Source organism: Terribacillus halophilus (genome assembly GCF_900162685.1).
GTDB lineage: Bacteria > Bacillota > Bacilli > Bacillales > Amphibacillaceae > Terribacillus > Terribacillus halophilus_A.
The window spans coordinates 1,818,472-1,831,511 of the sequence record NZ_LT727828.1; the positions used below are offsets into that span (position 1 = coordinate 1,818,472).

12 protein-coding genes and 1 pseudogene are annotated in these 13,040 nt (G+C 41.1%); 4 read left to right on the top strand and 9 right to left on the bottom strand.

The genetic code is table 11. The features are described from left to right. Positions 1-536: 536 nt before the first annotated feature. From B1K52_RS13825 to ssuE, 8 genes are read right to left on the bottom strand one after another with little or no spacing between them, the layout of a single operon-like run. A complete protein-coding gene (locus B1K52_RS13825) occupies positions 537-1,271 on the bottom strand; it encodes an amino acid ABC transporter ATP-binding protein (protein WP_077309203.1) in 735 nt (244 codons plus the stop codon). Continuing rightward, complete coding sequence (locus B1K52_RS13830) at positions 1,268-1,978, bottom strand: amino acid ABC transporter permease (RefSeq protein ID WP_077309205.1); 711 nt, start codon at positions 1,976-1,978, stop codon at positions 1,268-1,270. Before B1K52_RS13830 ends, B1K52_RS13825 begins: the two co-directional genes overlap by 4 nt. Before the next feature lie 15 nt (positions 1,979-1,993). After that, entirely contained in the window at positions 1,994-2,827 is an 834-nt protein-coding gene (locus B1K52_RS13835; RefSeq protein ID WP_077309207.1) for a transporter substrate-binding domain-containing protein, read from the bottom strand. Positions 2,828-2,848: 21 nt separating this feature from the next. Next, a complete protein-coding gene (locus tag B1K52_RS13840) occupies positions 2,849-3,610 on the bottom strand; it encodes an amino acid ABC transporter permease (protein ID WP_077309209.1) in 762 nt (253 codons plus the stop codon). Positions 3,611-3,625: 15 nt separating this feature from the next. Next, a complete protein-coding gene (locus B1K52_RS13845) occupies positions 3,626-4,192 on the bottom strand; it encodes a GNAT family N-acetyltransferase (RefSeq protein ID WP_077309211.1) in 567 nt (188 codons plus the stop codon). A 14-nt stretch (positions 4,193-4,206) separates the two neighbouring features. Next, positions 4,207-4,470: a glutaredoxin family protein gene (locus B1K52_RS13850; protein ID WP_077309213.1), complete on the bottom strand. Its 264-nt coding sequence runs from the start codon at positions 4,468-4,470 to the stop codon at positions 4,207-4,209. After that, positions 4,470-5,501 carry an LLM class flavin-dependent oxidoreductase gene (locus tag B1K52_RS13855; protein ID WP_077309215.1) on the bottom strand — a complete coding sequence of 344 codons (1,032 nt, stop codon included), beginning with the start codon at positions 5,499-5,501 and terminating at the stop codon, positions 4,470-4,472. The genes B1K52_RS13850 and B1K52_RS13855 overlap by 1 nt, the downstream gene beginning before the upstream one ends. Continuing rightward, on the bottom strand, positions 5,476-6,036 hold the full coding sequence (gene ssuE, locus B1K52_RS13860) for an NADPH-dependent FMN reductase (RefSeq protein ID WP_077309217.1): 561 nt from the start codon (positions 6,034-6,036) through the stop codon (positions 5,476-5,478). The genes B1K52_RS13855 and ssuE overlap by 26 nt, the downstream gene beginning before the upstream one ends. A gap of 145 nt (positions 6,037-6,181) precedes the next feature. Between ssuE and B1K52_RS13865 the strand changes: the two genes are divergently transcribed. Both B1K52_RS13865 and B1K52_RS13870 read left to right on the top strand, forming a co-directional pair. Then, positions 6,182-7,096: a LysR family transcriptional regulator gene (locus B1K52_RS13865; RefSeq protein ID WP_077309219.1), complete on the top strand. Its 915-nt coding sequence runs from the start codon at positions 6,182-6,184 to the stop codon at positions 7,094-7,096. Between the two features lie 121 nt (positions 7,097-7,217). Next, positions 7,218-8,098 (top strand): annotated as a pseudogene (locus B1K52_RS13870) (IS3 family transposase). Positions 8,099-8,156: 58 nt separating this feature from the next. Here B1K52_RS13870 and B1K52_RS13875 read toward each other — a convergent pair. Further along, positions 8,157-9,485, bottom strand: coding sequence for an LLM class flavin-dependent oxidoreductase (locus B1K52_RS13875; RefSeq protein WP_077309221.1), 1,329 nt, complete (start codon positions 9,483-9,485; stop codon positions 8,157-8,159). Between the two features lie 310 nt (positions 9,486-9,795). On the opposite strand from B1K52_RS13875, the gene B1K52_RS13880 reads away from it, so the two are divergent. Both B1K52_RS13880 and B1K52_RS13885 read left to right on the top strand, forming a co-directional pair. Beyond that, positions 9,796-10,161 (top strand): ArsR/SmtB family transcription factor, encoded by a 366-nt coding sequence (locus B1K52_RS13880; protein ID WP_077309223.1) that lies wholly within the window; start codon positions 9,796-9,798, stop codon positions 10,159-10,161. A gap of 13 nt (positions 10,162-10,174) precedes the next feature. Beyond that, entirely contained in the window at positions 10,175-12,799 is a 2,625-nt protein-coding gene (locus B1K52_RS13885; RefSeq protein WP_077309225.1) for a heavy metal translocating P-type ATPase, read from the top strand. The last annotated feature ends 241 nt before the right edge of the window (positions 12,800-13,040 follow it).

The following is a 13,040-nucleotide window of genomic DNA, read 5'->3' on the forward strand; positions in this document are numbered from 1 at the left end:
ATACAATAAATGGAGTAACAGTAACCTTTTCATCTGACAATCCTTCTTAAACGAAGACTCTAATACTTAGTTACGTACTTATCATAAAACCTGCTGATCACATGACAAAACTAACACGAGGTTGTAGCCAGATTCTGTATCTCGGTATACCCAGTCTAGATCCCAATGCCCGAAAATGCTTGGAACGGTGTAATTTTTAATTGCTTTATCTGGAGTTATTGGCGTCGGGCTTCTTATTTGTTCCGAAAATATACGGTGTCGCAGAAATATATGTAATTTTTGTCTTTCTTATACAAAAATGAGTGTGAAAAAAGCATATACAGAGATTGAATTGTAACCCTGAGAGTAACACAATAGTGACGTTTACACCTTTGCTACTCTCTATCGGTTACGAATTACTTCTTACATACAACATTTGATCCCTTTTCAATTACTATCTATAAACCAATCATCAATACATATCGGCAATCGGCTGTTTGAAGGGCTTTTGATCGCTGTCTGAGAATGGGTCAGTCCCTATGTCCGCAACTTCTTCACTATCTGCTAAACCTAGCCAAAAATTGCTTTGTCCTTTCCTCCTTCGTTTGTTCAAATAATTCTTTTGGTGAACCTTGTTCCACTATTATCCCATCTTCCATGAAGATGACGCGATCTGCAATTTCATAAGCAAAGCTCATTTCATGCGTTACGATAATCATCGTTACACCGGTTTGTGCGACTTTTTTTATGACATCCAATGTTTCTCCAACTAATTCGGGATCTAGTGCTGATGTAGGCTCATCGAATAATATTACTTCCGGATTTAGCGCGAGTGCGCGGGCTATTCCGACTCGCTGCTGCTGTCCTCCAGATAATTGACGCGGGTAAGCGTCTCTTTTATCCTTCAAGCCTACTTTACTTAATAACTCCAGGCCTTTTTCATAAGCTTCTTCTTTAGGCACTTTTCGTGCAACAATAAGGCCTTCTACAATATTCTCAATTGCTGATTTATGATGAAAAAGATCATATTGTTGAAAGACCATTGCTGTTTGTCTGCGTACTGCGAGTATTTCTTTCGATTTTGCTTTCTTGAATTCTACTTTTGTCTGACCGATGCTGATTTCTCCTGCATCAGCTCTTTCCAGGAAGTTGATGCATCTTAAGAACGTGGATTTTCCGGAGCCGCTCGGTCCTAATATCACTACTACTTCTCCTTTGTCTATTCTCACGTTCATTCCCTTTAAGATAGCGTTTTTACCGAAGGATTTGGATATATTCTTAATTTCTATCATGCAAATTGTCTCCTTCTGCTTCTATGTGCGTATTTCTCGTATCCTGCCGTTACTGCTTCGATAGACGCACATACTCCCCAATAAATGATCGACACGGCTACATATGCTTCCAGATAACGATAATTCACATTTGCTTCAATTACCGCACCATTGAGAATATCTACGACAGATACCATCGAGACAAGAGAAGAAGCTTTAATTAAACTGATTAGCATATTATTCACTAAAGGCAATGCCAGCGGAATGACTTGCGGAATCATCACTCTTCGTAAAACCTGTAAGTTAGTCAAGCCAACAGAAGAGGCTGCATCAGTCTGCCCTTTTGGAATTGAAGCTAAAGCGCCTCTGAATATTTCCGATAAACCGCTTGTCGCGTATAAAGTGAGTGCAAAAATAGCAATCCATCTTCTATCTATGTCACTGAAAGAGATAGACAGGGCAAGAGAGTCTGCCATTGTATCAAATACGTCTGAAAAAACAAGGTAGGAAACGAGCAAAATTAACACGACTGGTATAGCTTTAAATATCGTTACAAACCATTTAAAGAATACAGCGAGTATCGGTATCTTATAATGACGTATTAACGCGATGCCCAACCCAATAGCCGAGCCAAATATAAGCGGCAGAAACCCTAATAACAGTGTAATAGGTAAATAGTGCAACGCAGCCAGAGAAGCTTCAAACATAAATGCAAAATCAAAATCCATACACTGAGCTCCTTCCTATTTGGTAAAGTCTCCTCCAAGATATTCTTCTGAAAGCTCGGCCAATTTTCCGTTGTCAATTAATTCTTGTAAAGCTCCATCTATCTCCTTTTGAAGTTTTGTATTATCTTTTTGATAGAGATAATATGTTTTAGACACATTCACTGGCTCACCTGATGTAACAAGATTTGCGCTAAATTGTTTGTTTAATTTATCGACATCATATTTGGTTAATAACGCTGCATCCACTGTCCCATTTTGAAGGTTGTTAATGAGCACTTCATTCCCGCCATCACCATAGACAATTTCAATTTTATTGTTATGTTCTTTGTTATACTGCTCTAAAAGGTAAGCAAAGTTGCTTCCCGCTGATGTGTGCACTTTCTTTCCCGCCAGATCGTCCAGCGTTTGGAAATCATTTTTGGAATCTCCATCTACAACTACATAGCTTGTATAATCTGTATAGCCGACTGTTCCAAATAGGTACTTTTCTTGCCTTTCTTCGTTGATTTCGTATTGATGTGCTGCTAAATCTACTTTGTTTGCATCCAATGCAGGCAGCACATTCTTAAATTCAAATGACTCATATTTAAATTTATATTGTGGCAGCAAATTATCTACTTCCTCCAAAACAGCTTTCTCATACCCTGTCAGCTTCCCGTTTTCATCCAAATACACAAATGGCTGGTAGGCGTTCCCTGTTCCAATCACCAACTCTTTCGCATCCGGATCATTGTTAGCAGCACTCGCTTCTTCTGCAGTATCTGCACTTCCGCAAGCGGTAAGCAGAAGCGTCATAAGAACAGCAATACCTAATATACTGTATATTTTGAATATTGAATAAATTTTCATGATCTTACCTCCTGTTTGGCTTTACTTTATGCTTTTTTGTACTGTCATTGCACTCTCGGCTCTCTCTAACGCTAATGGCTGCATGGTAACCTGTCTGCTTCTTTTAGGTGCATGCATCCTTTTTTCCAGCATATTGAACAGTTTCTCCAAGGAGATACTCAGGACAATAAAGATGATGGCAGCAATAAAGTACCCTTCTAACACGCGATAATATAAAGCTCCCAAGGTTTGCACTTTGCCCATAATATCCAGCACACCTAAAGAGAAGGCTAGCGACGTATTTTGCAGAAGGTTTACAATAGAAACACCAAGGTTCGGAAACGCAATTTTTCCCGCTTGTGGAATTAACGTTCGCCGATACGTCTGCCACTTAGTCAATCCTATGGATGCAGCTGCTTCATACTGCGATGCAGGAACACTTGATATTGCTGAACGGAAGATTTCCGAAAAATATGCGGATGTATTGATTCCATAAGTAATATAAATAAAATACAGCCTATTCCAATTTGAAATATCAATACCTATTACGCCAAGTAAGCTTGGAACTCCATAAAATACAATGAACATCTGGACTAGAATAGGCGTTCCTCGGATAAAAGAAACATAAACGGCACTAATTTGATTTACAATCGGTATCCTTTCAATCCTGCAATAAGCAATGATCATGCCTAAGAAACTGCCAATCAGCGTAGCAAATAAGACAATGAATAATGTTGTCGGCAATGCCGACAACACTTTCGGAAATAAAGTGATAACATATTCCCATTTGAAGAACTCATTCACTGTTGTCCCTCCTCTTTACTTAGAAGATTGTTCAACTTGCTTATCAGCAAATGGCGGAGTACCCAATACATTAGCATCAAATCGCTCAGGAATAAGAACTTTGTACATAAGTACGCCTAAGTCTCCATTATCATTTTCATGCTCAAAATATCGCTTATACCCTTTGCCCTCATACATCTGCAGCAGCCAAGGGTGTTTCCGACCAGAAGTTCCTAATGTATAAGCGGGTGCTTTGAATGTGTCGATTAACAATGTGTTCTCCACATAGTTCAGTAATTTGTTACCAATCCCTTGACCGGCTAAATCTGGATCTGTGGCAAACCACCATACGAATGGGTAGCCTGAAACCGGCGTCGTGCTTTCCCATGGGAAACGAATCGTAATAGTCGATAGCAATCTGCCGTCTCGTTCCAGGACGACCGCTGTCGAATTTTTAATGTTGTCTGTCACCATCTCCAATGTAGCTCTCGTTGACGGCCAATCAATTCCCATCTCTCCAAGTGGTTTAAAAGCACTAGAAAGCAGTTCTAAAAATGCCGGTGCATCGGCTTCGGTTGCAATACGAAAAATGTCTTTACTCATTATGATCCTCCAGTTTAAATATACAATGTTAAAGCTTCTTTCAAAGCTTCTATATCGGGTTTCAACACCGCTTGATAGGATGATGTTCCCGTACCTATTTCCACAACAGGAACATAGCGAATGTCATATTTCACCTCCAAGATATCGCGAAATGCGTCATTTCCTGTTACATCAATTGTTGAAAAAGGAATTTCTTTCTCTGTTAAAAATGCTTTCACTGTCTCACAATAACTGCAGCCTTGCTTGCTCCATACTACTATTCTTTTCTCCGCGGCCATCAAATACCCACCTCACCAGTAAATTTTTGATTATAATTGTCGTCGGTGTCTAATGCTTCTTTAAGCGATGTAAACATTGCAATTCTTTGCTCGATTTCTGCAATTGGTGATAGTACAATCACTTCGTCAATGTCATATGTTCGAGATAATGCATGCAAGTTTTTGCTTACTGTTTCTTTCGTTCCTGAAAGATAGCCTGCTTTCTGGATTTTTATAAAGTAGTCTGCCTTATCGGCGTCTTTCACAAGCTCCTTTGCATCTTGTATTGATCCGACATTAAGCTTTCTTCCATCAGAGAATGTTATCTTAACAGATTCTCTTTGTTTTATGTACGAAAGCGCCTTTTCTTCGTCTTCTGCCACAGCGACAGTGAGCGCCAGAAGAAATTTATGCTTCGCACCTTTAGGGCTGTGTTTTTCAAAGGACTCTCTAGCTTCTTGTAATGCCGCATTGTCTCCGTTTATAAAATAAGCAAATACAAAGGATATGCCTTGTTTTGCCGCAAGTTCCGCACTCTCGGCGCTTCCACCTAACAAAAACATTTCGGGTGCAGAGCTTGGAACTGGCGTCGCTTCTAATTTTTCTGTCCGTTCCGCTTTATTGAAGTATGCTTTCAGGTCGAGTAATTTTTGTGTAAAGCCTTTATGAGCTGGCTTTACATCTTCCTGTAATGCTTGCGTAGATAAATTTAAACCGCCAGGCGCCTTGCCGACGCCAAGATTTACTCTGCCCGGAGCAAGTGATGCTAACACATGAAATAGCTCTGCCACCTTGTAGGGGCTATAATGCTGCAGCATAACGCCGCCTGAGCCAATTTTTAAAGTACTTGTTTTCGCCAATAGGTAGCCGATAAGCGCTTCTGGAGCCGACCCCGCTACCTCTCTGCTGTTATGATGCTCGGATACCCAAAATCTGTGGTATCCAAGTTCTTCTGCGACCTGTGCGAGTCTTACCGTATTCTGAATTGCCTGCTCTGCTTGTTCTTCTTCTCCTACAAGACTTTGATCAAGAATATTGAGTGTGATAGACATCCATCTTCCCTCCTAAAGAACTTTTATACAATGCAAGCGCGTTGTTTAGCCGCGTTACTGCTTCTGAATCCAGCACGTATTGATTTTCTTCAAGTTTTGTAACTTGTTTGTCTAATACGAAAACGCCCGTATGAACCGCAGTGGCTCCCAAATTATGAATAACTGGTTTGAGTGCATAATCAAGGACAAGCAAATGCGCATTGGTTCCGCCTAAAATGAGCGGCAGCACCGGCTTACCTGTTAAACTTTTCTGCGGAAGCATATCTAAAAATGTTTTTAAAATACCGGAGTAAGCTGCTTTGTATACAGGCGACAAGAAGACGACACCATCACTAGCTTCCACTCGCTCAATTGCTTCTTTCATGTTTTTGTTAGAAAAATCAGCAGTCAGTAAGGCTTTACTTGGCAGCTGGTGCACTTGGATGACGTTCAGCTCCGCTCCTCCTGCTTCCAAAGAACGTTGTACATGCTGCAGTACGCCCGTAAGTCGGGAATGAACAGAATTTCCGCCGGCCACTAGGGTAACTCTTGTCATCGTGATCCTCCTTTTAATTCCACCTAAACCACTTGGAATAGTTGCTCATGTAAATTATAATAAGGCAAACAATCAAAAAAGTATAATTAGTTTTAGTAAATGCGCAATTCAGAACTTTGAAATCAGAGAGGAACGAGGGGTTATCATGGAGATTCGCGCTATCCGAACTTTTGCTACAATCGTCAAACAGGGCAACTTTTTAAAAGCTGCCGAAGTTTTAAATTATTCGCAACCAACAATCACCTTGCACATCAAACATTTAGAAGAAGAAATTGGTGAGAAACTGCTTGAAAGAGGAAAAACGTTAAAATTGACCGAATCTGGCCGAGTCTTCTACGAGCGAGCTAAATCCGTGCTGCAAGAGTACGAAAAACTGACGAATACGCTGCAAGATTTAGAAGTTGGTATGGCAGGATTGATTCGAATAGGCATATCGGAGCCTACTGCCAGCTTAGAGTTTCCTAGCATCATTGCTGACTTTAAAGAGAAGTATCCACATGTAGAATTATCGATACAAGTAGCAGATGCCAACACATTAAGCTCGCTGCTGTATAATGACGAGATTGACTTTGCCATTTGCGGAGCCCCGGAAGTTTCCATGAAGAATGTGTTTAAACCCTTGTATCAAGATGATATTGTGTTGTTAGTGCCCTCTTCCCACCCACTTGCAGAAAAGAGTACTGCAGACATAACGGAACTGCAGCATGAAACCATTTTATTCACACCGCATAATTGTCCGATACGCATTCAAATTGAACAAAATATCGTGGAAGCAATCGGGACAGCTTATAAAAAAATTGAAATAACGAGCAGTATGTCTCATAAACACTACGTGCAGGCAGGTTTGGGCGTCTCTCTATTTACACGCACTGCCCATTCCTTCTCCATCCCCGGTACTAAAGTGGTCGAAATAAACGGGATGACGGTTTCCCCGCCGATCGGTCTGCTTAGAAGAACACATGACACGCCAGGAAAAGCTGCCACACAGTTAATTGATTTAATAGAAGATGCCTTTCATAACAAGTCGGCTGCTGGCATTGCTCGTGCAGTTAGTAACTAAAAAAAGAGGTTAGCCGAACCTAGACTGTACCCTATAGAGTAGACACTTTGATAAAAGTCTACTCTATAGGGTACTTTTCTGTATAATGGGGACAAATTCAAATGTACGAAGTTGAGAAACGATGAGTAAAAAGATATTTAATGATAAAGATATACAAAAATTACAGGAGAACCCGTATGCTTCCAAAGGGATTACTTATACCGATGAGTTTAAGCGATTATTCATTGCAGAGAACGAAGGCAAAACATCTGGGCAAATATTTAGCGAAGACAAGGTTTTGATGTGGAGATGATTGGTAATAAACGGGTTCAATCACCGAGTAAACGTTGGAGAGATGCTTATCGGAAGAGAGGTATTGCGGGTCTCCAAGATAACTGTAAAGATAATTCAGGGCGTCCATCTGAAAAGAAGCTATCTGCCGAGGAGAATTAAAGCGTTTAGAGTCGAAAGTACGTCTATTGGAAGCAGAGAACGAGCTCCTAAAAAAGCTCGACATGATGGAAAGGGGGACCGAGAAAGATACTATTAACAGATATCACTTATCTTTATGATGCCAATGGAAGAAAAGCCTATCTACTATTCTGGATGGCTCAACCAATGAGGTGCTTGCTTATCACCTTTCTTGAGCTCTAACATTAGATATTGCGACCATTACGATAGAAAAATTGAAGAAGAATAACAACATCAAATTAGCCAAAGGAGCATTCATCCATTCCGACCAAGGTGTGCATTACACACATCCAGTTTATCAAAAATTATTAAAGCACTATGGAATCGGACAATCTATGTCCCGACGAGGGAACGTTGGGACAATGCTCCTCAAGAATCATTTTTTGGCCACTTTAAAGATGAACAAATATAAAGTCCTGTAAAACGTTGAAAGAGCTTCAGAAAAAAGTGAAAAGCTATATGACCTACTACAATCATTACAGAGGGCAGTGGAATCTAAAAAAGGTGACCCCTGTATCATACAGGAATCACCTCTTACAGAAAGTTGCCTAGTCTTTTTTAAAATGTCCTTTACAAAGGGTACAGTTCAACCAGGCTAACTTCTTTTCTATTACCTTACAGTTTCTTTAAGATGAACATTCTCTTTATATGCCAATCCAAGATTCCCCCGCAGCGTTTCAGCTTTGTAACTTTTATCGCAATAACCCTTTTCCTCTAATATCGGAATCACATGCTCTACCCATTCGTCCAGGCCGCTGGCAAGAATAGGAGCCCCAAAAATAAAGCCATCGGCAGCTTCTTCTTCCACCCATTGTATCAGCTGATTTGCAACCTGTTCATACGTGCCGAAAAACGCACTTTTAGGAGTAGTCACTTGTAAGGCCACTTCCCGCAATGTAAGCTGATTGTCTTTTGCTAGTTTTTTGATTCCATCCGTTGTCGATTTGAAGCTGTTTGACCCAATCTCTCCAATATCCGGGAATGGCTCATCCAATGGGAATTGACTAAAATCATAATGATCAAAAAATCTTCCTAAATAATTTAACGCTTCCTCAATGGATACTAAATTTTTGATGGCATCATATTTTTTCTCTGCCTCATCTACGGTACTTCCAACTATCGGGTGTATTCCAGGGAATATCTTTATTGCAGACTTCTCCCTTCCCATAGCCGCAGCACGATTCTTCACATCTTTATAAAAGGCCTGCGCTTTTGCCAGGGAGTCTGCATTCATAAAGACAGCATCCGCCCCCTTTGCTGCGAGATTTTTTCCCGCTTCGGAAGATCCCGCCTGGAAAACAACCGGCTGCCCTTGATCCGACCGTTCAATATTTAACGGACCTTTTACGGAGAAATGATTGCCTTCATGATTCAGCGTATGAAGTTTTTCTTTATTAAAAAACGTACCTGTTGTACGGTCTCTAACAAAAGCATCATCTTCCCACGAACTCCAAAGCCCATTCACAACTTCCAAGTACTCCTCTGCAATCTCATACCTTAGCGCATGATTGGGATGATTTCTGATTGTATGATTTTCAGCCGATCCCTCAAGCGGTGACGTGACCAAATTCCATCCTGCCCGCCCCTTACTTAGTTTATCGAGCGATGCAAACTGACGCGCAATAGTAAAAGGCTCGCTGTAGGAAGTCGAAACGGTCCCAACAAGACCAATATGTTTTGTTACAGACGCAAGCGCAGATAAAATGGTTAACGGCTCAAACCGATTTAGAAAATGCGGAATCGACTTTTCATTTATATAAAGACCATCCGCGACAAAAACAAATCGAAACCCTGACTCCTCTGCCTGTTTCGTTATCGATTGATAATAATCAATGTTCACACTGGCATCCGCCGGCACCGATTCGTCCTTCCATGCATTCATATGTCCACCCGGACCATGCAGCATCAATCCAAACTGAATTTGCTTCTTCCCTGCCATGCGCATCTACCCCTTCTGAATGTAATTGTAATATTTTTATCATAAGGCAGATTGACAAGTAAGTATAATTGGTATTTATAAAGTCACGCTTTATTAAATGTAATAGTTAGAAAGGATAGTGATACTGAGTCTGGAGAAATACGGAGGTTTCTTAAAATAAGGGAACAAGCACAATCATCTCTAAAGCTAGGTTTTTCATTTGGAAATTGTTATGTACGTTTCATATAATATTCTAACAATTATTTGAATAACGTATCACCTTCTTATATACTGTTATTCAAGACAACATTTGAATAAGGGGGACAACAAAATGACGAAAGATACCGCAGTATGTAATGTCACTTGCCTCCATGAGGATAAGGTTAACCGAGTGAAGGAAAATTTGTCCGATGAGCATATGCACGAGGTTACTGCTCTGCTAAAAGCAGTCGCAGATCAGACACGTGTAAAGATCATCTCTGCATTAACTATCGAACCTGAATTGTGTGTGTGCGACATGGCCAATATTCTAAATTGCAGTGTTGCTAGTACATCCCACCACCTGCGGACACTAAAAAAAGCAGGACTCACAACTACGAGAAAAGAAGGCACAACCGTTTACTATAAACTAAGCGATCATTATATGGCTGACTTCATCATGCAAGCAATTTCTCAGCAAAAAGAAAAAGCACTGTAAAGGAGAAGACGAAATGACCAATAATCATCAAAAAAGCTCCTGCTGCCAAGGAGCAGAGCAGCAGCCAAACGGTTGCTGCAGTACAAATAAGCAAACTATGTCTGCTGTATCGATAACCCCTAACGCTACTGTTACGGAACCAAACAGCGCGGTTAATGTAGAAGAAAGAGTCGAGAAGAAAGACGCTTGCTGCTCTGGTGACGACCCGGACGAATCAGATAGTAGTGACTCCTGCTGTTCTTCTGCTAACGTCATAGCGGAAGAACAAGACAACTGCTGTGAAGGCGGCACTTGCAGTTCTCCTTCAGTACAGCAATTCACGCAAACCAATAACCTTACCCTTGATTACAATGTCTCTGGCATGGATTGTGGATCATGTGCAAAGACAATTGAGAAATCAATCCAAAAGCTTCCGGGAATTCAAACAGTTGACGTGCAGTTTCCTGCCGGGAAAATGAAGGTTGCCGCTGAAAATGAGACAGCTTTGCAACCAATTCCGAAAACCGTTTCCAAGCTTGGCTATAGTGCTGTTGAGGTTCCTTCTAAGTCTAAAAGTGCAGAAATATATGTAGTTGATGGAATGGATTGCGGCGCTTGCGCTAAAACATTGGAAAATCACCTAAGGAAATTACCAGAAGTCAAAGATGTGGAAGTAAACTTCTCGACTGGAAAAATGAACATTGATCATAATACTGAGAAAGAGACAATTCTACAAGAAGTAAAAAAAGCTGGTTACAAAGCAACTTTAGCTTCCAAGCGAAGCGGAACTCAAGCTGAGGAACAGAAAGGATTTGACTCTGTTACCATTGCTGTTGCTTTATCTGGTTTCCTGCTTGCCCTTGGGTTTGGCTTAAGTTTCACTGCTATTCCTAATCTGGTATCTATCCTTCTGTATGCAGCTGTCATGGGAATCAGTGGATTTAAACCTGTGAAGAGTTCTTATTATGCGATAAAAAGCGGATCACTCGATATGAATGTGCTTATGTCGGCAGCTGCAATAGGCGCTGCCATTATTGGCGAGTGGCTGGAGGGCGCGGTCGTCGTTTGGCTGTTCGCTTTAGGAGCGGTTCTCCAAATAAAATCGGTCAACCGTACACGAAACAGTATTAAAGAACTAATGAAACTCACTCCGGCTGAAGCATGGGTAAGAAAAAATGGCGATGTCGTAAAAGTCGCTGTAGAAGATGTGTCCCTGGGCGATACAATTATCGTCAAACCCGGCGACCTTATACCGCTGGACGGTGAAATTATCAAAGGCGAATCAAGTGTCAACCAAGCGTCCATTACTGGCGAATCAATTCCGGTAGATAAAACAATCCATGACAGTGTCTTTGCAGGCACCGTCAATGAAAACGGGACGCTAGAAATTAACGTTACCAAACTAGCAGAAGATACAACTATTGCTAAGATCATTGAAATGGTAGAAGAAGCACAGGGCAAGCAAGCACCTACCCAAGCGTTCATTGATCGATTTGCAAATGTTTATACCCCTGTCGTGTTTGTCCTTGCTCTTCTCGTAATCGCTATTCCTCCTCTTTTAGGTTGGGGAGCTTGGAGTGAATGGATTTACCGCGGGCTTGAGCTGCTTGTTATCGCCTGTCCTTGCGCCTTGGTTATCTCTACTCCTGTCGCAATCGTTTCAGCTATCGGGAACGCCGCGAAAAATGGGGTCTTAATCAAAGGTGGAACCGCTTTAGAAACTGCCAGTAAAATTAGTGCAATTGCACTCGATAAAACCGGAACCATTACAGAAGGAAAACCGAATGTTACCGATATAGACGTGTTCGCAGGCACCCAAGAGTCCTTGCTGGAGATTGCCAAGACGCTGGAATCTTACTCAAATCACCCAATCGCGAAAGCAATTGTCGATTACACAGACGAACAGCAAATCACTGAATTACAAGGTGAAAAGTTCGAAAGTATTGCCGGTAAAGGCGTGTCTGCTCGTATTGGAGGGACCACCTTTTATGCCGGGAATGCGAAGTTATTTGAAGAAATGAAACTAGCTGTTCCTGCTGCTGTTTATAACCTGCAGCAGCAAGCCAAGACAATCATCATTGTCGGCAGTAACACAGAAATCCTTGGTGTCATCTGTGTAGAAGATACAATCCGCCATACAACCGTCACTGCAATCCAGGAGCTTGAAGCAGACGGCTTAAATGAAATGGTAATGCTTACTGGAGATAATGAACAAACAGCCGCACTGATGGCTGAAAAATCAAAGGTAACACGTTATTTCGCTAACTTAATGCCAGAAGATAAAGTATCCAGCATTAAAAAGCTGCAGCAGGAAAATCACAAAACCGCCATGGGCGGAGACGGCATCAACGACGCACCTGCTCTTGCCACAGCCGACCTAGGAATTGCCATGGGCGGCGCCGGAACAGACACTGCAATCGAAACAGCCGACATTGTTCTGATGGCCGATAACTTAGAGAAACTGCCATTCACCTTTAAACTCAGTAAAAAAGCTATGAACATCATTAAACAGAACATCTGGTTCTCAGTTTTAATTAAGGTAGCAGCTCTAGCATTCATTGTTCCAGGCTGGCTGACACTGTGGTTAGCTGTCTTGAGTGACACGGGAGCTGCGATTCTGGTTATATTGAATAGTTTAAGGTTGTTTAAGATTAAATAACAAAAACAATAAGGCTCTAGTTGACAGAATATTGTCCGGTAGAGCCTATTAACTAGTGCTTCTTCCAATTTAGAATCCTAACTCATTCTCAATACCAATTATTTGTATAATGTCATCTGTATCAGATGTAACCAAAAAAATCATTAAATCAAAAAGGCAAATGACACTATTATTTTTCTGGTCTGATTTAAGTACAAAAAACACTCCAAATGTACGGACTAAGCCTCTAAAATACTTAAAA

Bases quoted from the DNA above. Each gene is read 5' to 3' on its own strand.
- B1K52_RS13825 (WP_077309203.1), bottom strand. From the start codon at position 1,271: ATGATAGAAATTAAGAATATATCCAAATCCTTCGGTAAAAACGCTATC.
- B1K52_RS13830 (WP_077309205.1), bottom strand. From the start codon at position 1,978: ATGGATTTTGATTTTGCATTTATGTTTGAAGCTTCTCTGGCTGCGTTG.
- B1K52_RS13835 (WP_077309207.1), bottom strand. From the start codon at position 2,827: ATGAAAATTTATTCAATATTCAAAATATACAGTATATTAGGTATTGCT.
- B1K52_RS13845 (WP_077309211.1), bottom strand. From the start codon at position 4,192: ATGAGTAAAGACATTTTTCGTATTGCAACCGAAGCCGATGCACCGGCA.
- B1K52_RS13850 (WP_077309213.1), bottom strand. From the start codon at position 4,470: ATGGCCGCGGAGAAAAGAATAGTAGTATGGAGCAAGCAAGGCTGCAGT.
- B1K52_RS13855 (WP_077309215.1), bottom strand. From the start codon at position 5,501: ATGTCTATCACACTCAATATTCTTGATCAAAGTCTTGTAGGAGAAGAA.
- ssuE (WP_077309217.1), bottom strand. From the start codon at position 6,036: ATGACAAGAGTTACCCTAGTGGCCGGCGGAAATTCTGTTCATTCCCGA.
- B1K52_RS13865 (WP_077309219.1), top strand. From the start codon at position 6,182: ATGGAGATTCGCGCTATCCGAACTTTTGCTACAATCGTCAAACAGGGC.
- B1K52_RS13875 (WP_077309221.1), bottom strand. From the start codon at position 9,485: ATGGCAGGGAAGAAGCAAATTCAGTTTGGATTGATGCTGCATGGTCCG.
- B1K52_RS13880 (WP_077309223.1), top strand. From the start codon at position 9,796: ATGACGAAAGATACCGCAGTATGTAATGTCACTTGCCTCCATGAGGAT.
- B1K52_RS13885 (WP_077309225.1), top strand. From the start codon at position 10,175: ATGACCAATAATCATCAAAAAAGCTCCTGCTGCCAAGGAGCAGAGCAG.